The organism is Micromonospora sp. CNB394 (genome assembly GCF_000374985.1).
Classification (GTDB): Bacteria; Actinomycetota; Actinomycetes; order Mycobacteriales; family Micromonosporaceae; genus Micromonospora; species Micromonospora marina.
On the sequence record NZ_KB895826.1, the window covers coordinates 203,754 to 221,268 of the forward strand.

The following is a 17,515-nucleotide window of genomic DNA, read 5'->3' on the forward strand; positions in this document are numbered from 1 at the left end:
AAGTGGGACGTGCGGCACAATCGGCAGCCGTGACAGGCGACGAGGTGGACGCGATCGTCGAGCAGTGGCGGCGGGAACGACCAGGTATGCGGCCCGAGCCGATGGCCGTGTTCGGCCGCATCTACCGGCTGGCCCGGCTGGTCGGCGACGACCAGGAGAAGGCGTACGCGGGCTGGGGCATCGGCCGGGGCGAGTTCGACGTGCTCGCAGCGCTGCGGCGCTCCGGATCGCCGTACACGCTGGCGCCGAAGGCACTCGCCGCCTCGCTGATGCTCACCTCCGGCGGCATGACCGGGCGGCTCGACCGCCTGGAACGAGCGGGCCTGGTACGGCGCTCGCCGGACCTGGCCGACCGGCGGGCGCTGCGGGTCACCCTCACCGACACCGGCCGCCGGGTGGTCGAGGAGTCGGCCGAGGCCGGGCTCGCGGTGCAGCGGCGGATCCTCGACGCGCTGCCGCCCGCCGACCGGGACCGGCTGGCCGATCTGCTACGCGCGTTGCTCGCCGCGGCCGAGGCCGGGCCCGCGGATCCGGCACAATGATCGGCACCGCCACCGCCCGGAAGGACAACCGTGCCCGCCACCGAACCGACGATCGTCGCCACCAGCATGGGATTCGCCAGCCGTCGCCGTGGCCCCTGGGACGCGCGGCCCAGCGCCCTGTTCGACCTGATGGCCGACCTGGCCGGGGCCGGTGACGCGCCCCGCGTCTGCTACCTCGGCCAGGCCACCGGCGACCAGCCGACCGGGTTCACCGTCTTCTACGGCGCCTTCGCCGGCACCCGGTTCCGCGCCTCCCACCTGGCGCTCTACCCGATGCCGAACGTCGAGGACATCCGCGCGCACCTGCTCGCGCAGGACATCGTCTGGGTCGGCGGCGGCAGCGTGGCGAACCTCTGCGCGGTCTGGCGGGTGCACGGCCTGCCGGAGATCCTGCACGAGTGCTGGCAGGCCGGCGTGGTGCTCGGCGGGGTCTCCGCCGGCTCGATCTGCTGGCACACCGGCGGCGCCACCGACAGCTACGGCCCGGCGCTGCGACCCTTCACCGAAGGGCTGGGCTGGCTCCCGTACGGCAACGGCGTGCACTACGACAGCGAGGAGCAGCGCCGTCCGCTGATGCACCGGCTGGTCGCCGACGGCACGCTGCCGGCGAGCCACTGCACCGACGACGGGGTGGGGCTGATCTACCGGGGCACCCGGCTGGCCGAGGCGGTGGCGGACCGTCCCGGCGTGGCCGCGTACGAGCTGGTCCGCGCCGAGGACGACACCGCCCGGGAGACCCGGATCGAGCCGCGCCTGCTGTCCGCCGCGTCGCAGTGACCGGCGTCGCGGACCTGCCTGCCCGGCGTGAGCGGCGAACCGCGTAAGCTGGTTCGTCGTGAGTCTCACCATCGGCATCGTCGGCCTGCCCAACGTGGGCAAGAGCACCCTGTTCAACGCGCTGACCAAGAACGACGTGCTCGCCGCGAACTACCCGTTCGCCACCATCGAGCCGAACGTCGGCGTGGTCGGGCTGCCCGACGAGCGGCTGGCCAAGCTGGCCGAGATCTTCTCCTCGCAGAAGGTGCTGCCGGCGCCGGTCTCGTTCGTCGACATCGCCGGCCTGGTCCGGGGCGCGTCCAAGGGGCAGGGCCGGGGCAACGCGTTCCTCGCCAACATCCGCGACGCCTCGGCGATCTGCCAGGTGGTGCGCGCGTTCTCCGACCCGAACGTGGTGCACGTCGACGGCAAGGTCTCCCCGGCCGACGACATCGAGACGATCAACACCGAGCTGATCCTGGCCGACATCCAGACGCTGGAGAAGGCGCTGCCCCGGCTGGAGAAGGAGGCCAAGCTCCGCAAGGACCGGGCCGCCGCGGTCGAGGCGGCCAAGAAGGCGGTCGAGGTCCTCGACAACGGCGTGACCCTGTACGCGGGCGCCGCCGCCGCGAAGGTCGAGCTGGAGCACCTGCGTGAGCTGCACCTGCTCACCACCAAGCCGTTCCTTTACGTCTTCAACGTGGACGAGGCCGAGCTGGGCAACGAGGAGTTCCTCGACGAGCTGCGCGGCCTGGTCGCGCCCGCCGAGGCGATCTTCATGGACGCCAAGATCGAGTCCGAGCTGGTGGACCTGCCCGAGGACGAGGCCCGCGAGCTGCTGGAGTCGATCGGGCAGTCCGAGCCCGGCCTGAACCAGCTCGTCCGGGTGGGTTTCCGGACGCTCGGGCTCCAGACGTACCTGACGGCCGGCCCCAAGGAGGCGCGGGCCTGGACCGTCCCGGTCGGCGCGACCGCGCCGGAGGCCGCCGGGGTGATCCACAGCGACTTCCAGCGCGGCTTCATCAAGGCCGAGGTGGTCTCCTACGACGACCTGGTCGAGGCCGGATCGATGGCGGCGGCCAAGGCCGCCGGCAAGGTCCGGATCGAGGGCAAGGAGTACGTCATGCAGGACGGCGACGTGGTGGAGTTCCGCTTCAACGTCTGACACCCGAGCTGGGGTGACTATTTGGGGAAGATGAGCACGAGCAACGCCGGACGCCCATGGACTGCGGTGGACCCTACCGCCGCTCACGGCCCCTGAGTCACGAGCGATGAGCCCCTCTGCAAGCGACGCCGCCTTGGTGCGCCGTCACCTGGTCGGCGCCTGATCGACCCAGTGATCAAGGGGTTTACGTCATCCGGACCGCGTCGACCGGACACAAACTCCTTGATCATCGGAACCGGACCCGGGGGTCAGATCCTGGGGCTGCGGCGTTCGATCAAGGTGACGTCCCGCCAGGTGCCGTGGTGGCGGCCCACCCGCTCGCGGGTGCCGACCACCCGGAAGCCGCACGTGGCGTGCAGCGCGAGACTCGCGGTGTTCTCCGGGAACACGCCGGACTGGATGGTCCAGATCCCGGCCGCCTCGGTGGAGGCGATCAGCGCGTCCAGCAGCAACCGGCCGACGCCGCGCCCGCGCGCCTGCGGGTGCACGTAGACGGAGTGCTCCACCACGCCGGCGTAGACGCAGCGGTCCGATACCGCCGAGCAGGCCACCCAGCCGAGCACCGCACCCGTCTCGTCGAGCGCCACCCAACGGTGGCCGGGCAGCCGGGTGGCGGTGAAGCGCGCCCAGACCGGCGGCTCGGTCTCGAACGTGGCGTTCCCCTCCGCGATGCCGAGGCGGTAGATCTCCAGCACGACTTCGGCGTGCGAGTCGTCCATGGCGGCGACGGTGACGGTCATCGGCCCCTCCTGTCCGGACCCGGCGGTCGTCAGCGTAGTCGCGCGACTGCCCGAATCGAGGGCTTGAGGGTGGCCGCCGCCCGCCGGCCGAGGGGCCAGAGCGGTAGCGCCCGGCCCCTCGGCGTGCGGGCGCTACCGCCGGTAGACGGAGATGTGCGAGCGGCTGTCCTCGTCGAACGGCGTCCGGTCCCAGTCGGCGTACCGCTCGGTGAGCCGCAGCCCGGCCCGCTCGGCCAGCTCGTCGATCTGCTCCGGCCAGGCGTACCGCATGGCGAACGGCTTGAGGTGCACGCCGTCGGCGTCGAACGTGACGGTCTGGCGGACGAACGTCTGCGCCGCCCGGTCGTACCGGTGCAGGCGGATGGTGGCCGAGTCCTCGGCGACCTCCCGCACCTGGACCTGCTCGTCCCGGTCGAAGTCCGCCGGGTCGGGCACGAAGGTCTCGGTGACGAACGCCCCGCCCGGCGCGAGCATCCGGGCGACGTTGCGGAAGCACGCCGCCTGGCGCTCCTCCGAGACCAGGTTGAACAGGGTGTTGAACACCAGGAAGACCAGACGGTACGGCCCGGCGACCGGGACGTCCGCCATGTCGCCGACGGTGACGGGAATGTCCGCGCCGCCCGGCTTGGCGCGCAGCTGCGCCACCATCTCCGGGGACGCCTCGACGCCCTCCACGGCGAGGCCGCGGGCGGCCAGCGGCAGGGCCACCCGGCCGGTGCCGACCGCCAGTTCGAGCACCGGGCTGCCCTCGGCCAGCGGCGCGAGGAAGTCGACGGCCGGAGCGGGGTCGGGATTGCCGGGGCCGTCGTAGGTGGCGGCCCAGAGCCGGCCGAACAGGCCGGGATCGTCGAAGACGGACATCACGCGCTCTCCCGCCGGGCGGAAGGAACGCGACGCGGCGAGAGGTCAGTGACCTCCGCCGGAATGGGGTACGACAACACGAAGCCTCGTTTCGGATGGGGTGACGACGGGTCGGCTGGGCTTCGCAGCGTGTGGCATGGCGGTGCTCCCTCCGGTCGGCTTCGAAGGGTTCAGCAGACCAGCAACGGTGCCGGAGGGACAACCGGATTACGCCCGCAGCGCGTCGTCCACTCCGGTCTCCCGGCGGCCGAGGTGCACCGGGTCACGTCCGGTGAGCACGTCCACGGCGGCCTTGACGCACGCCCCGTACTCCCGGGTGGAGCTGATCCGCCACTGGCCGGCGTGCCGGCGGGCGGTGTCGTCGCCGACGCCGACGGCGTCGATGCCGGCGTCGCGGCAGAGCGCCACCGCGCGCGGCAGGTGGAACGACTGGGTGACCACAGTGGCCCGCCGCACCCCGAAGACGCGGTGCGCGCGCACGCACGAGTCGTACGTGTCGAACCCGGCGTGGTCCAGCACCGTCTTCTCCGCCGGGACGCCCCTGTCGACGAGCCAGCGCCGCATCGCGCCCGGTTCGTCGTAGTCCCGGTCCATGTTGTCGCCGGAGAGCAGGAGCACCTGGACCTTGCCGGCGGCGTACAACCGGCGGGCGATCTCCAGCCGGCCGGCCAGGAACGGTGCCGGCGTGCCGTCCGGGGCCACCTTGGTGCCCAGCACCAGGGCGACCGGCGTCTGCGGGACGTCCGCGGCGTCGAACAGGCGACCCTCGGCGGCGCCGCGGACCCAACTCACGCTGGCGACCGTGGCGGTGCCAAGCAGTACCACGGCGGCCATGGCGAGCACCAGGAGGCGGCCGGCCAGCCGTACGGCCCGCCGGCGGTCGCCCCAGGTCCGCCATCGCCCTGCCAGCCCTCGCATGGCGGCGATTGTGCCAGGCGGGGTCAGGAGATGTGGTGCAGGATGACGTTGTGCACGTGGTGGCTCTTCTCCGCGCCCCGGAACTCCACCTCGTAGGTGTGCGTGCCGACGTGCACCGCGATCGACCCGGTGGAGAAGAACGAGCCACCCCAGGACTTGTTGCTCACCACGCTCACGCTGGTGATCTTCGAGTACGGGATGCTGGTGATGGCGTACCGCTTGCCGACGAAGGAGCGGTCCTGGATGATCACCCGCCGGTCGGTCAGGCCGATGAATCCGGTGCCGGTGCCCACCGCGTCGTAGACGGCGATGATCTGCTCACCGGGCAGCAACCCGCTCTGGATCTGCTGGAACTGTTCCTTGCGGTCGTACGTGGGGCCAGACATGCACCCGAGGGTAGGCGGGGCGTGCCAACGGCTCAGGGTTCGGTGACCGCGCGGACCGCATCCTCGATACGTGCCGCGAGCAACACCTCACCCTCGGTGAGTGGCTCACCGTCGCCGTGCCCGAGCCTGATCTGCGTACGGTCGGCCCGGCGGCTGATCTCGGGACGCAGTCGCAGCGCGTCGGCCACCACCGCCACCCGCTCGGTGAGCGCGGCGTGCTGGGTGTCATCGAGGACGATGGTGCGGCGGATCTGTTCGCCCTCGCGCGTCCATCCGGACAGCAGGGCCAGTGCGTCGCTGAGGTAGTCGTGCTTCGCTCGGCCGCTGAACAGCACGCGCATCACCGCACCTCCCAGGCGTCGTTGCCGGCTTGTGGCCAAATCGTCGCCATCCCGTGTCCCAGTCGACGCCCTCTAGTCTCTCGCCGCTCAGATGGTGTGTCCACGCCCACACTTCCGTGTTCTGCTGACCTGACGGCGGACGCAGCTACCCAAACCGCCGATTGATCTGGCACGCTGGTGGCCCGTGCGGACCGAACGGGTTAGCGGAAGCGGGCAGGCCGACCGGCGGGAGCCGAGGGTGGTCGTCGGAGCGGCGATCATCGATGGCGGCCGGGTGCTGGCATGCGAGCGCTCCGCGCCCCCCGAGGTGGCGGGGCGCTGGGAGTTTCCGGGCGGAAAGGTCGAGCCGGGCGAGACCGAGGTCGATGCGCTGGCCCGGGAGTGCGCCGAGGAACTGGGCGTACGGGTGGCGGTCGGCGCGCGCGTCGGCCGGGACGTACGGATGGCGCACGGCCGGTCCGTGCTGCGCGTCTACGCCGCCCGTCTGCTGCACGGCGACGAGCCGAAGGCACTGGAGCACGCCGAACTGCGCTGGCTGTCCGCCGCCGAGCTGGACAGCGTCGCCTGGCTGCCGGCCGACGTGCCGATCGTGGCCGCGCTGCGGCCGCTTCTCGACGCCCCCTGAGCGAACGCGCCGCGGGCCGGTTCGCCCGGCGAACCGGACAGCCGGGCAGGGACGGGACGAGGGCCCGCGGCTCGTGCCGCCGGCCCCCGTCATCGTCGCGCTGCTGTTCAGTGCTTCGGCTCGTCCTGCTGCGGGTGAGCGAAGTTGAGGTGCTCCGGCGGCAGCGGGAACGTCACGTCGTCGCCGAACGGGGACGGCGCGGCGGCCTTGTTGAAGGTCAGCTCGGTCAGCGGCAGCTTGCCGCTGGCGTCCACCGCTGGGGCGGTCGGGTGCGGCACCTCGCGGTGCCAGTTGACGCCCTGCTGGGCCTGACGCTCGGCGGCGCTGTCGTGCGAGCCGCCCGCGTGCGAGTGCACTCCGCCGACGTGCGGACCACCGCCGTGCGCGTGCGCCCCGCCGTGCGTCCCTCCGGACGTGACGGCACCGCTCGAATGCCCGCTGGTCGCGCTGGTCTGAGGCACCTGACCCCTCCGGAAGATCTTGTTACCGAGCCACACAAGGGGATCGTACCTGCGGTCGACGACCCGTTCCTTCATGGGGATGATCCCGTTGTCGGTGATCTTGATGTGCTCGGGGCAGACCTCGGTGCAGCACTTGGTGATGTTGCAGAAGCCGAGCCCCATGTCCGACTGCGCGTACTCCCGGCGGTCGGTGCGCGCATCGAGCGGGTGCATGTCCAGCTCGGCCGCCCGGATGAAGTACCGGGGACCGGAGAACGCCGGCTTGTTCTCGTCGTGATCGCGGATCACGTGGCAGACGTTCTGGCACAGGAAGCACTCGATGCACTTGCGGAACTCCTGCGAGCGCTCGACGTCGACCTGCTCCATCCGGTAGTCGCCGGGCGCCACGTCGGCCGGCGGCGCGAACGCCGGGGTCTCCCGGGCCTTCTCGTAGTTGAACGAGACGTCGGTGACCAGATCCCGGATCACCGGGAAGGTGCGCAGCGGGGTGACCGTGACGGTCTCGGACTCCTCGAACGTCGACATCCGGGTCATGCAGCCCAGCCGCGGCTTGCCGTTGATCTCCATCGAGCAGGAGCCGCACTTGCCGGCCTTGCAGTTCCACCGGCACGCCAGGTCGGGCGCCTCGGTGGCCTGGAGCCGGTGGATCACGTCGAGGACCACCTCGCCCTCGTTGACCTCGACCGTGTAGTCCTTCAGGTCGCCGCCGGTCTCGTCGCCCCGCCAGATGCGGAACTGGCGCTTACTTCCCATCAGTTGTTCGCCTCCTCGGTGAGGGCGTCGAACTCGGCGAGTTCCTCGTCGGTCAGGTACTTGGCCAGCTCGGCCCGGTCGAACAGCCCGATCAGCTCCGGCCGCATCTTCGGCAGCGGCTTGCGGGTCAGCCGGACCGCGTCCCCGTCCAGCGAGCAGACCAGGTTGACGCTCCGCCACTTCGGGTCCATCGCCGGGTAGTCCTCCCGGGTGTGCCCGCCGCGCGACTCCTGCCGCTGAAGCGCCGCCATCGCGGTGCACTCCGAGACCACGAGCATGTTGCGCAGGTCCAGCGCCAGGTGCCAGCCCGGGTTGTAGCGCCGGGTACCGACCGCGCTCACCTTCGCCACCCGCTCCCGCAGCTCGGCCAGCCTGCGCATGGCGTCTTCGAGCTCACCCTCGCGCCGGATGATCCCGACCAGGTCGCCCATCACCGCCTGGAGGTCCTGCTGGAGCTGGTACGGGCTCTCACCGGTGTCCCGCTGAAGCGGCGCCAGCGCCGTCTCCACGGCGGCCTCCACCGCGGCCACCGACACCGCCGGGCGGGTGGTGAGCTGGTCGGCGTACGTGGCGGCGTGCCCGCCCGCGCGCTTGCCGAACACCAGCAGGTCGGACAGGGAGTTGCCGCCGAGCCGGTTGGAGCCGTGCATGCCGCCGGACACCTCACCGGCGGCGTAGAGACCGCGCACCGCGCCGTACGCCGCGCCGGAGTCCGGGTCCACCTCGACGCCGCCCATCACGTAGTGACAGGTCGGGCCGACCTCCATCGGCTCCTTGGTGATGTCGACGTCGGCCAGCTCCTTGAACTGGTGGTACATCGACGGGAGGCGGCGGCGGATCTCCTCGGCCGACTTACGGGAGGCGATGTCCAGGTAGACGCCGCCGGCCGGCGTACCCCGGCCCTCCTTGACCTCGCTGTTGATGGCGCGGGCGACCTCGTCGCGGGGCAGCAGCTCCGGCGGACGCCGGTTGTTGTCCGGGTCGGTGTACCAGCGGTCCGCCTCCTCCTCGGTCTCCGCGTACTGCTTGCGGAACACGTCCGGGACGTAGTCGAACATGAACCGCTTGCCCTCGGAGTTCTTCAGCACCCCGCCGTCGCCGCGTACCGACTCGGTGACCAGGATGCCCTTCACCGAGGGCGGCCAGACCATGCCGGTCGGGTGGAACTGGAGGAACTCCATGTTGATCAGCGTGGCCCCGGCGCGCAGCGCCAGCGCGTGGCCGTCGCCGGTGTACTCCCACGAGTTCGAGGTGACCTTGTAGGAGCGTCCGACGCCGCCGGTGGCCAGCACCACCGCGGGCGCCTCGAACAGGACGAACTCGCCGGACTCGCGGTAGTAGCCGAACGCCCCGGCCACCCGGTCGCCGTCGAGCAGCAGCTCGGTGACAGTGGTCTCGGAGAACACCCGGATCCGCGCATCGTAGCTGCCGAACTCCTGCTTGTCCTCCTGCTGGAGCGAGACGATCTTCTGCTGGAGCGTACGGATCAGCTCCAGGCCGGTGCGGTCGCCGACGTGCGCCAGGCGCGGGTACTCGTGGCCGCCGAAGTTGCGCTGCGAGATCCTTCCGTCGGAGGTGCGGTCGAACAGCGCGCCGTACGTCTCCAGCTCCCAGATCCGCTGCGGCGCCTCCTTGGCGTGCAACTCGGCCATCCGGAAGTTGTTGAGGAACTTGCCGCCGCGCATGGTGTCCCGGAAGTGCACCTGCCAGTTGTCGCGCGAGTTCACGTTGCCCATCGCGGCGGCGGCGCCGCCCTCGGCCATCACCGTGTGCGCCTTACCGAACAGCGACTTCGAGATGATCGCGGTCTTCTTGCCGGCCAGCCGGGCCTCGATCGCCGCGCGCAGGCCGGCGCCACCGGCCCCGATCACGACGACGTCGTAGTGGTGTCGTTCGATTCGCGTCTCAGTCATGTCCAGGCTCTCAGTTGATGAACCGCAGGTCGTTGATCCAGCCGGCGGCGACCGCCATCACGTAGAAGTCGGTGAGCGCCAGGGTGCCCAGGGTGATCCAGGCGAGCTGCATGTGCCGGACGTTCAACCAGGACACCCCGGTCCACGCCTTGTAGCGCATCGGGTGCTTGGAGAAGTGCTTGAGCCGCCCGCCGATGATGTGCCGGCAGGAGTGGCAGGAAATCGTGTACGCCCACAGCATCACCACGTTGACCAGCAGGATGATGTTGCCCAGGCCGAAGCCGAAGCCCTCGGGGGAGTGGAAGGCGAGGATCGCGTCCCAGGTGTTGATCAGCGAGATGATCGCGGCGGCGTAGAAGAAGTAGCGGTGCAGGTTCTGGCCGAGCAGCGGGAACCGGGTCTCGCCGCTGTACGACTGGTGCCCGTCCGGCACCGCGCAGGCCGGCGGCGACAGCCAGAACGACCGGTAGTACGCCTTGCGGTAGTAGTAGCAGGTCAGGCGGAACAGCAGCAGGAACGGCAGGGTGAGCGCCGCGTCCGGGATGATCCACCAGCCGGGCAGGAACTGGCCGAAGTGCGAGGAGCCCTCGACACAGCGGTCGGTGACGCAGGGGGAGTAGAACGGCGTCAGGTAGTGGTACTGCTCCACCCAGTACCACTTGTGCATGAAGACCCGGACCGTCGCGTAGATGACCCACGCGCTGAGCCCCACCACGGTGATCAGCGGGGCGAACCACCATCTGTCGGTCCGCAACGTCTTCGCCGCGATGGCGGCGCGTGCCCGCCCTCCCCGCGGCTGCGGTCTCGGCGTCCTGGCCGACGTAGTTGTCATTCGAGTCATCTCCCTGACGTCACTGTCACGTCCTGCGCACGCGCGAGGCCACACCGGCGAACCGGTGCGGCTAAGTGACACACGTTACGCCGATCTTCACGGCCCGGCCGCGCAACGCAGTGTCCCGTGTGTCCCGCAGCTTGGAAAGAGTCGAATCATGATCAATGTGTTGGGTCGGCCGAACGGCGCGCCGACCGGTGGCCCGGCGCGCCCGGCGGCGCACCGGGTCACCCGGACGCACCGCCGGTGAAGTGCCAGGAGGACAGCCGCAGCGCGGGCGCCTCGTACCAGGAGCCGTCGACGCGGCCCGGCTGGCGCGCAGCCGTCCGGCCCAGGCCGAGCACCAGGCCCGACCCCAGCGCCCGGGGGTACGACTCGGTGAACCGGAAGTCGCGCACCGCCCGGGTCGGCACGCCGTCCTCGACCAGCCACACCCCGTTGCGGGTCAGCCCGGTGACCACCAGTTGCTTCGGGTCCAGCACCCGCGTGTACCAGAAGTCGCTGACCAGCAGCCCGCGCCGCATCCCGGCCACCAGCGCGGCGGTGTCCGGGTCGCCCACCGCCCCGGTCACGCCCGCGCTCACCGGCCCGGCGGCGACGGCCGCGCCGGCCCCGGCCCCGGCCGCCAGCAGGCGGATGTTGTGCGGGATCGGCCCGAACGTCGCGCTGCCCGGCATACCGTGGCCGGTGGACCCGGCGCCCGCCTCGGCGCCGCCGCGCCTGTCGTACGCCACCGCCCCTGTGGTGCCGCCCTCGACCAGTGGCAACGACCGGCGGGGTGTGCCCTCCAGGTCGAACGGCAGCGTGCTGGCGTGCAGCGGGTCGTCCACCAGCGTCACCGAAGGGTCGAACTGTGCGGTGCCCGGCTCGGCAAAGGACTGCCGTTCGGCGTACCGCTTGCCGTTGAAGCCGTACCAGGCCAGGTTCTGCAACAGGTCGGCGACGGCAGCCGGTTCGAGCACCACCTCGTAGTGCCCCGGCGGCAGCTCGACCGGTGCGGCCGCGGCGCGTGCCTTGGCCGCCGCGCGGGCGCCGAGCGCCGCGCCGTCGAGATCGGCCAGCCGGTCCGCACAGAGCCGCGCCACCCCGTCGGCGCCCCCGGCGCGCGCGATGCCGTCCATCGCCGCCTCGGCCGCCCGGCCCACAGCCGTGTGCCCGGCCGAGTTGGCGAACGCCCCCGACCGGTACGCGGTGCGGCAGTAACCGGCCGCCTCCAGGCCCTCGACCGCCTCGACGAACGCGCGTACCCGCTCGGCCCGCTCATCCGGCGAGGCGAACGCGGTCGCCTCGTCGGCGGCCGGGCCCGACGGCACGGGCGTCGGCGCGGTGAGCCCCGGCCAGGCCGGGTCGGGCGGCGCGAGCCGGGCCGCGGCCCGGGTCCGCTCGACGAGCACGGCCAGCCCGTCGGCGTCGACCCGGCTGCCGCTGCCGGTCGCGGTCCGCCCGTCCACGTGCAACCGCAGGTGCACCGAGACGCCGGTCTCGGACACGTTCTGGTGGATGAACGAGTTGGCGAACCGGGTCAGCGCCAGGTCGGAGCGGGTCACCACCACCTCGGCCTCGGCGGCCCGACCGGCCGTCTGCCGGACCAGGTCCACCACCCCGGCGGCGATCTCCAACTCGGCGCTCATGCCGCGCTCGCTCATGCCGGCACTCCGCTTCGCTCCGTGCCGTCATGAGGCACCTTTGCGCTGAGCTGGCTGATTCGCTCGCTCATGCCCGCACCCCCACCCGGACGCCGCGGAACCGGGCCGGCGCGGCCGGGTGGCCGGTGTGCCCGACCTGCCCGGGCTGCCCCTTCCCGCAGTTGGGCGTGCCCCAGGCGACCGTCTCCGAGGAGAGCATGTCCATCGAGCGCCAGAAGACCGGCCCGATGCCGGTGTAGGTCGGGTTGCGCAGCATCCGCCCCCGGCGACCGTTGCGCACCTCCCAGCCGACCTCGCAGCCGAACTGGAAGTTGAGCCGCTTGTCGTCGATCGACCAGGACCGGTTGATGTCCATGAGCACCCCGTCGTCGGTGGCCGCGATGATCTCGTCGAGTGTGTGCGGGCCCGGTTCCAGGCCCACGTTCGTCATCCGCACCATCGGCAGCCGGGCCCAGCCGTCGGCCCGTACGCTGCCGCCGTAGTCCAATCCGGCGACGGCGGCCGAGTCCCGGCCGGCGAGCACCCCGACCCACCGCCCCTCGCGGACCGCGTCCCGGGCGACCGCCGGGGAGCCCTCGTCGTCGAAGCCGAAGCTGCCCAGCGCGCCCGGGATGGTGGGGTCGATCGTCACGTTCATCAGCTCGGACCCGTAGCGCAGCGAACCGAGGCGGGCCAGGTCGAGCCAGGACGTGCCGGCGAACGCCGCCTCCCAGCCGAGGATGCGGTCCAGCTCGATGGCGTGCCCGACCGACTCGTGGATCTGCAACGCGAGCTGCTCGCCGCCGAGGATCAGATCGGTCTCGCCGGCCGGGCAGAGCGGCGCGGTGAGCAGCTCGCGGGACTCCTCAGCGATCCGCGCGGCGTGCGCGCCCAGGTCGAGCGAGGTGACCAGCTCCCAGCCGGTGGTGCCGTACTGCCCGCGATAGCTCGGGTAGGACCGCCGCTGGGTCTCGCCGTCAGCGATCGAGGTGGCCGAGATGCCGCCGCCGCACTCCCGGATGCGCTGGTCGATCCGGTGGCCCTCGCTGGAGACGAACCACTTCGAGGTGTCCCAGATCTGGTAGAGCCCCTCGGCCAGGTCGGCGCCGTGCTCACGCATCGTCGCCGTGGCCCGGACCAGCAGGTCGCCCTTGTCCGACAGCGGCACCCCGAGCGGGTCGACCGCGCAGTCCGAGGCCCAGCTCGCCACAGTCGCCTCGGCCGGCACCAGGTCGATCGGCGGGCCGGGAACGCGCGCACTCGCGGTGGCGATCGCCGCGGCGCGCCGGCCGGCGTCGCGGGCCGCGGCGTCGGACAGATCGGGTACGGCGTGGAAGCCCCACCCCGATCCGACGAGCGCGCGTACGCCCAGCCCGATGCTCTCGTCCTGGCTCAGCTCCTCGATGTCGCCGTTGCGTGCCGACATCGACTCGTAGCGGCGGTGCATGACGCGGGCGTCGGCGTACCGGGCGCCCGCGTCGAGGGCGGCCTGGACGGCGGCGGTCGCCGCGTCGAACTCGCTCATACGCTGTCCTGATGGGTCGCTCGCTGACGCTCGCTCATGCCGGCACTCCGCTGCGCTGCGTGCCGGCATGAGGCACCTTCGTGCTGCCCCGATGATTCGCTCGCTGACGCTCGCTCATGCGCCCGACCCTAGGCGAGCGGGCCGACATCCGTCAGGGGACGAGATCCTCCGGACGGATCGTGGCCCGGACGGGCTCGGTCAGCTCCAGCACGGAGCCGGGTTTGGTCACCGACACCTCCCGGTAGTGCCGGCCTTGTCGCCGGTGGAGGTGCAGTGTGCCGGTCCCCTGCTCCACCAGCAGGTACCACTCGATGCCCGCGGCGGCGTAGTAGTGCATCTTGAGTACCTTGTCGGTTGCCGCATTGCCCGGTGAGATGACCTCACACACGAGCCGCACGTCCCGCGCCTCGATCATCGGCTCGTCGAAGTCGATCGGCTCGGTGACGACCAGGTCGGGAATCGGTATGCGGCCGGGCCGGAGCCGGACGTTCACCGTCTCCAGCAGTTCCAGGCCGGCGGGCCTGGCAGCGGCCTCCAGCAGATTGCCGAGGTTCCGCTGGATTCGCTGGTGCCGCGGAGTCGGTGCCGGTGTCACGTGCAGGCTCCCGTCGAAGAGTTCGACGCGTTGCCGCGTCTCGCCGAGGGCGAGGTACTCCTCTTCGGTCCACGGGCCGTCGTGGCCGAACACCGCCGCGGTCATTGGTCGCCTCCACCTCGTGCCGACAGGAATGGTCCCTTCGTCACCGGGACCATGGTCGCACCCTCGGTGCGACCACGAGGCCGGGATGCCCAATCGCCGCCGTGGATGTCCCAGGTGAGGGGAGTGCGATCGGGAGACCGAGTCGTTACGCTCGGTCCGCTGACAGACCGCTCGATGTAGCTTATTTTCGCCTCTGGGGATTTACTGTAGGTTCTCTTCATTGCCGAGGGGAGGCGGTCAATGGGCAGATCGGAGGCGGTGCCGTCCGGGGAGCCGGACCGCCCGGAGGTGCCGGAGCAGCGCTCCGGCGACGGTCCCTATCTCCAGGTCAGGGATCTGCGGGTGCGGTTCGACACCGAGGACGGTGTGGTCAAGGCCGTCGACGGTGTCTCGTTCGCCGTCGAGCGCGGTCGCACGTTGGGGATCGTGGGGGAGTCCGGTTCCGGCAAGAGCGTGACGTCGCTGGCGATCCTCGGTCTGCACAACGCGAAGCGCACGACCATCTCGGGGGAAATCTCAGTGGGTGGGCGTCAGTTGGTGGGCCGGGGTGAGGAGGAGATTCGTCGGTTGCGGGGCCGGGACATGGCGATGATCTTCCAGGATCCGTTGTCGGCGTTGCATCCGTACTACTCGGTGGGGAAGCAGATCGCCGAGGCGTACCGGGTGCACCACCCGGGGGCCGGGAGGCGAGAGGCCCGGGCGCGGGCGGTGGACATGCTGGACCGGGTGGGGATTCCGCAGCCGGCGAGGCGGTTCGATCAGTATCCGCACGAGTTCTCCGGTGGGATGCGGCAGCGGGCGATGATCGCGATGGCGCTGGTAAACGACCCCGACCTGCTGATCGCCGACGAGCCGACCACGGCCCTGGACGTGACGGTGCAGGCGCAGATCCTGGACCTGCTGGCGGATCTGCAGGAGGAGTTCCGGTCGGCGATCGTGTTGATCACTCACGACCTGGGTGTGGTCAGTCAGGTGGCTGATGACGTGCTGGTGATGTACGCGGGCCGGGCGGTCGAGCACGGCAGTGTGGCGCGGGTGTTGCGGGCGCCGCAGCATCCGTACACGTGGGGGTTGTTGTCGAGCGTGCCGTCGTTGCACGGTGACGCCGACGCGGACCTGCTGCCGATTCCCGGTAACCCGCCCAGTCTGATCAACCTGCCGTCGGGGTGCGCGTTCCATCCGCGCTGCCGGTGGGCCGACGTCAACGGTGACCGCTCCCGCACCGAGGTCCCCGAGCTGCGGGCGGCCGGCGAGGCGGGACACCTGGTGGCCTGCCATCTGTCGGCGGGGGATCGGGAGCGGATCTACCGCGACGAGGTCGCCCGGGTGGGGGTGGCCCGATGAGCGCCGAGGCCGAGCCGCTGCTGTCGGTGCGGGGTCTGACCAGGCACTTCCCGGTGCGTCAGGGCTTCCGTGCCAGGGGTGCCGTCCGGGCGGTGGACGGGCTGGACTTCGATGTGCGGCCGGGTGAGACGCTCGGCCTGGTGGGGGAGTCGGGGTGCGGGAAGACCACGACCGGGCGGATGCTGGTGCGGCTGCTGGAGCCCACCGCCGGCAGCATCTCCTTCGCGGGGCGGGACATCACTCACGCGAAACGGGGTGAGCTGCGCGGGCTGCGGCAGGATCTGCAGATCATCTTCCAGGACCCGTACGCGTCGCTGAACCCCCGCCACACGGTCGGGCGGATCGTGGCGATGCCGTTGCAGGTCAACCGGATCACCCCACCCGGTGGGATGAAACACCGCGTGCAGGAGTTGCTGGAACTGGTCGGGTTGAACCCGGAGCACTACAACAGGTATCCGCACGAGTTCTCCGGCGGGCAACGCCAGCGCATCGGCATCGCCCGCGCCCTGGCGCTGAAACCGAAACTGATCGTGGCCGACGAACCCGTCTCCGCTCTCGACGTGTCGATCCAGGCGCAGGTCATCAACCTGCTGCGCACCCTGCAACGCGACCTCGACCTGGCGTTCGTCTTCATCGCCCACGACCTCGCCGTCGTGCGGCACTTCTGCCACCGCGTCGCGGTCATGTACCTGGGAAAGATCGTCGAGATCGGCGACCGCGACACCATCTACACCCACCCGCAGCACCCGTACACCCGGGCGCTGCTGTCCGCGATCCCCGACGTCACCACCCTCGGCCCCGCCGGGCGTGTCCGCCTCACCGGCGTCGTCCCCACCCCCCTCAACCCACCATCGGGCTGCCGCTTCCGCACCCGCTGCTGGAAAGCCACCGACCGGTGCGCCGCCGAAGAACCCGCCCTGACCGTCCGCGACGGCGGCGGACAACTCACCGCCTGCCACTACCCGGAGAGCGGACCGGTCGGCGTGCCGACCGGCGAAACCGTGGAGGTGTCCCCATGAGCCTGTCGCCGGTCGAGGGCGTCGCGCTCGCCGAGATCGAGTCGCCCGATGAGGGCGACGACAGCGGCAGGAAGGAGTTCGTCGGCCGGTCACCCGGCCAGCTCGCTCTCGCACGGCTCAGGCGGGACCGCACCGCGCTGATCAGCGGCGGCCTGCTGGCGTTCTTCGTGCTGGTCGCGCTCGCCGTCCCGCTCATCGAGGCGCTGTACGGGGTGGGGCCGAAGGAACAGTTCCAGAACCGCCTCGACGGCTACGGCATGCCGTTGGGCTACGCCGGTGGCGTGACCGGGGAGCACTGGTTCGGACTGGAGCCCGGTCTCGGCCGGGACATCTTCATCCGGATGGTGCACGGCCTGCGGACGTCGCTGTTCATCGCGTTCGCCGCAGCCGTGCTGACCGCCGTGATCGGCGTGACGCTCGGAACGCTCGCCGGCTACCTGGGTGGCTGGCTGGACACGGTGATCAACTGGATCACCGACCTGACCCTGGCCATGCCGTTCCTGATCATCGCGCTGGCCCTGATGCCGACCGTCGCGCTGCGCTTCTACGGCCAGCGTGAGGCCGTACCGGCGTACTTCCAGATCGGTGTGCTCATCGCGATCTTCGCCCTGTTCGGCTGGACCGGCACGGCCCGGCTGGTCCGGGGCCAGATCATCGCGCTGCGCGAACGCGAGTTCGTGGAGGCGGCGCGGGCCAGTGGCGCGGGCCTCGGGCACATGTTGTTCCGGCAGTTGCTGCCGAACGCCTGGGCGCCGATCCTGGTCGCCTTCTCGCTGGCGGTGCCGCAGTACATCACCAGCGAGGCCGCGTTGTCGTTCATCGGCGTCGGCCTCACCGACGAGACGCCGAGCTTCGGCCGCATGATCTACCGCAGTCTCGACTACCTGCAGACCGACCCGGCGTACGTCTTCTTCCCGGGCATCACCATCTTCGCGCTCGTGTTCGCCTTCAACCTCTTCGGTGACGCGCTGCGCGACGCGCTCGACCCGAAGTCGTCCCGGTAGGAGGC

At 71.1% G+C, this 17,515-nt stretch carries 18 protein-coding genes; 7 read left to right on the plus strand and 11 right to left on the minus strand.

Translation table 11 applies throughout. From position 1 onward, the window contains the following. Positions 1-29 precede the first annotated feature (29 nt). The 3 genes from C569_RS0104935 to ychF are packed head-to-tail and all read left to right on the plus strand — an operon-like array spanning position 30 to position 2,463. Entirely contained in the window at positions 30-542 is a 513-nt protein-coding gene (locus C569_RS0104935) for a MarR family winged helix-turn-helix transcriptional regulator (protein WP_018784689.1), read from the plus strand. Positions 543-572: 30 nt separating this feature from the next. Next, complete coding sequence (locus C569_RS0104940; protein WP_018784690.1) at positions 573-1,319, plus strand: peptidase E; 747 nt, start codon at positions 573-575, stop codon at positions 1,317-1,319. Between the two features lie 58 nt (positions 1,320-1,377). Next, complete coding sequence (gene ychF, locus C569_RS0104945) at positions 1,378-2,463, plus strand: redox-regulated ATPase YchF (RefSeq protein ID WP_018784691.1); 1,086 nt, start codon at positions 1,378-1,380, stop codon at positions 2,461-2,463. 248 nt (positions 2,464-2,711) lie between these two features. On the opposite strand, the gene C569_RS0104950 is transcribed toward ychF, so the two are convergent. The 5 genes from C569_RS0104950 to C569_RS0104970 form a co-directional block, all read right to left on the minus strand. Continuing rightward, positions 2,712-3,203: a GNAT family N-acetyltransferase gene (locus C569_RS0104950; protein WP_018784692.1), complete on the minus strand. Its 492-nt coding sequence runs from the start codon at positions 3,201-3,203 to the stop codon at positions 2,712-2,714. 132 nt (positions 3,204-3,335) lie between these two features. Then, positions 3,336-4,064 (minus strand): class I SAM-dependent methyltransferase, encoded by a 729-nt coding sequence (locus C569_RS0104955; protein WP_018784693.1) that lies wholly within the window; start codon positions 4,062-4,064, stop codon positions 3,336-3,338. Between the two features lie 207 nt (positions 4,065-4,271). After that, complete coding sequence (locus C569_RS0104960; protein WP_018784694.1) at positions 4,272-4,982, minus strand: vancomycin high temperature exclusion protein; 711 nt, start codon at positions 4,980-4,982, stop codon at positions 4,272-4,274. 23 nt (positions 4,983-5,005) lie between these two features. Then, entirely contained in the window at positions 5,006-5,368 is a 363-nt protein-coding gene (locus C569_RS0104965) for a PH domain-containing protein (protein WP_018784695.1), read from the minus strand. A 32-nt stretch (positions 5,369-5,400) separates the two neighbouring features. Next, positions 5,401-5,709 (minus strand): 4a-hydroxytetrahydrobiopterin dehydratase, encoded by a 309-nt coding sequence (locus tag C569_RS0104970; RefSeq protein WP_018784696.1) that lies wholly within the window; start codon positions 5,707-5,709, stop codon positions 5,401-5,403. A 238-nt stretch (positions 5,710-5,947) separates the two neighbouring features. Between C569_RS0104970 and C569_RS0104975 the strand changes: the two genes are divergently transcribed. Further along, positions 5,948-6,334, plus strand: a complete 387-nt coding sequence (locus C569_RS0104975) for a (deoxy)nucleoside triphosphate pyrophosphohydrolase (RefSeq protein ID WP_018784697.1) — start codon at positions 5,948-5,950, stop codon at positions 6,332-6,334. A gap of 107 nt (positions 6,335-6,441) precedes the next feature. On the opposite strand, the gene C569_RS0104980 is transcribed toward C569_RS0104975, so the two are convergent. The 6 genes from C569_RS0104980 to C569_RS0105005 form a co-directional block, all read right to left on the minus strand. Further along, positions 6,442-7,548 (minus strand): succinate dehydrogenase/fumarate reductase iron-sulfur subunit, encoded by a 1,107-nt coding sequence (locus tag C569_RS0104980; protein ID WP_018784698.1) that lies wholly within the window; start codon positions 7,546-7,548, stop codon positions 6,442-6,444. Further along, positions 7,548-9,461, minus strand: coding sequence for a fumarate reductase/succinate dehydrogenase flavoprotein subunit (locus C569_RS0104985; RefSeq protein WP_018784699.1), 1,914 nt, complete (start codon positions 9,459-9,461; stop codon positions 7,548-7,550). Before C569_RS0104985 ends, C569_RS0104980 begins: the two co-directional genes overlap by 1 nt. Positions 9,462-9,471: 10 nt before the next feature. Beyond that, on the minus strand, positions 9,472-10,293 hold the full coding sequence (locus tag C569_RS0104990) for a hypothetical protein (RefSeq protein WP_026267706.1): 822 nt from the start codon (positions 10,291-10,293) through the stop codon (positions 9,472-9,474). Positions 10,294-10,520: 227 nt separating this feature from the next. Further along, the gene (locus tag C569_RS0104995; RefSeq protein ID WP_018784701.1) at positions 10,521-11,939 is read right to left on the minus strand and encodes a TldD/PmbA family protein; all 1,419 of its coding nucleotides are present in this window, start codon (positions 11,937-11,939) and stop codon (positions 10,521-10,523) included. Positions 11,940-12,006: 67 nt separating this feature from the next. Then, positions 12,007-13,443 carry a TldD/PmbA family protein gene (locus C569_RS0105000; RefSeq protein ID WP_018784702.1) on the minus strand — a complete coding sequence of 479 codons (1,437 nt, stop codon included), beginning with the start codon at positions 13,441-13,443 and terminating at the stop codon, positions 12,007-12,009. A gap of 151 nt (positions 13,444-13,594) precedes the next feature. After that, positions 13,595-14,143: a Uma2 family endonuclease gene (locus C569_RS0105005; RefSeq protein WP_018784703.1), complete on the minus strand. Its 549-nt coding sequence runs from the start codon at positions 14,141-14,143 to the stop codon at positions 13,595-13,597. Positions 14,144-14,383: 240 nt separating this feature from the next. Here C569_RS0105005 and C569_RS0105010 point away from each other — a divergent pair, with 240 nt between their 5' ends. From C569_RS0105010 to C569_RS0105020, 3 genes are read left to right on the plus strand one after another with little or no spacing between them, the layout of a single operon-like run. Beyond that, entirely contained in the window at positions 14,384-15,487 is a 1,104-nt protein-coding gene (locus C569_RS0105010) for an ABC transporter ATP-binding protein (RefSeq protein WP_018784704.1), read from the plus strand. Next, the gene (locus tag C569_RS0105015; protein ID WP_018784705.1) at positions 15,484-16,506 is read left to right on the plus strand and encodes an ABC transporter ATP-binding protein; all 1,023 of its coding nucleotides are present in this window, start codon (positions 15,484-15,486) and stop codon (positions 16,504-16,506) included. Before C569_RS0105010 ends, C569_RS0105015 begins: the two co-directional genes overlap by 4 nt. Then, positions 16,503-17,510, plus strand: coding sequence for an ABC transporter permease (locus C569_RS0105020; RefSeq protein WP_018784706.1), 1,008 nt, complete (start codon positions 16,503-16,505; stop codon positions 17,508-17,510). The genes C569_RS0105015 and C569_RS0105020 overlap by 4 nt, the downstream gene beginning before the upstream one ends. Positions 17,511-17,515 lie beyond the last annotated feature (5 nt).